Origin of the sequence: Dolichospermum sp. LEGE 00246 (genome assembly GCF_015207865.1) — a bacterium.
Lineage (GTDB): Bacteria > Cyanobacteriota > Cyanobacteriia > Cyanobacteriales > Nostocaceae > Dolichospermum > Dolichospermum heterosporum.
The window spans coordinates 1-1,385 of record NZ_JADEWA010000740.1 but is presented as its reverse complement, the minus strand read 5'-3'; the positions used below and the strand labels follow the sequence as shown (position 1 = coordinate 1,385).

Here is a 1,385-nt window from a genome sequence, read left to right as displayed (position 1 = left end):
ACGCGAACAACCCAACCTTGTATCTTAGAGGTATGTTAGAAGAAGTGGTAGACCGTCCCAACCTGGGTCAGAAAAGACCGCTTTGTAGCAAGGATCACCACAACAATCTCCATGACAGAACTCGAACAGTCGCCTGGGGTAAAAACTATGAACAAAGACATAGATAATATAGCCCGTATCGTGCAAGGATGAGTGAAATCAAGGGGATGAATAAAAACAAAACAAATTAAAAAGAAGTAATTGAAATTGGAGAGTTAAAAATGGATTATATCTCCCAATGGGTAGGCATTGACGTAAGTAAAGCAACACTTGATGTTTATATCCGTCCAATGGGTAAAGCATTTCAATTTGCTAATACTGAAACAGAAATAGCTAATCTAGTTAAGCAACTTCAATCTAACGATTTAAACCTAATCGTACTGGAAGCAACAGGAGGACTAGAAACAGAATTAATCATTCAATTGCAAGCGGCTCTTTTACCAGTAGCATTAATCAATCCTCGTCAGGGAAGAGACTTTGCTAAAGCTACAGGTAAGTTAGCCAAAACCGATGCCATTGATGCACAGATTTTGGCGCATTTCGGTGAAGCAATGAAACCGGAGGTGTTAGCAATCGAAAGTGAAATGTCACGTCAATTAGGCGAATTAATTAGTCGCCGAAGACAATTAGTAGAAATGTCTACAGCGGAAAAGAATCGCCGTGACCGCGCTCGTGGTAAAGCTTTGACAGATATTGAATCCCATATTGATTATCTTGAGCAACATCTTCAACAACTCAATCAAGAAATTGAGACGTTGACCCAAAATAATCAACAATGGATTGATAAAGTCAATCTACTCAAAACTACTCCTGGCGTTGGTCAAGTAATTTCTACCACTTTAGTTTCTGACTTACCAGAATTAGGTCAATTAACTGCCAAACAAATCTCTCGCTTAGTTGGTGTTGCACCAATTAATCATGATAGTGGTCAGCACAAAGGTAAGCGCATGATTAATGGTGGTCGCGCCCATGTTCGTGCCATTCTTTATATGGGTGCTGTTGTTGCCATGCGTCATAATCCTGTTATCAAAACTTTTTATGAGCGCTTGGTTGAACGTGGTAAACCCAAAAAATTGGCCATTACTGCTTGCGTTCATAAAATGTTAGTTATTTTAAATGCGATGATTCGAGATCATCTTCCTTGGTCTATTTCTCAAGACTCACAACCAATTTCTGCATAAAGTTCTACTGTCGTTTTTATACCTCCAATCTAGTTTGGTAATTTATGGCAATCTATAATTTACCTGTTTTGTTCTGTTCTGTTTTTCTCCTCTATTTTCTGACTTTTTTCCTAGACTTTAAATTTTTCCTTAACGATCGCTTGACAATCAAGACAGTCGCTACAA

Annotated in this window: 1 protein-coding gene; it reads left to right on the top strand. The window is 38.5% G+C overall.

What is annotated here, in order from left to right; genetic code table 11:
- Nucleotides 1-260: 260 nt before the first annotated feature.
- Nucleotides 261-1,220, top strand: coding sequence for an IS110 family transposase (locus IQ228_RS26050; RefSeq protein WP_193965010.1), 960 nt, complete (start codon nt 261-263; stop codon nt 1,218-1,220).
- Nucleotides 1,221-1,385 lie beyond the last annotated feature (165 nt).

Coding starts and splice junctions, on each gene's coding strand:
- IQ228_RS26050 (WP_193965010.1), top strand. CDS start 261: ATGGATTATATCTCCCAATGGGTAGGCATTGACGTAAGTAAAGCAACA.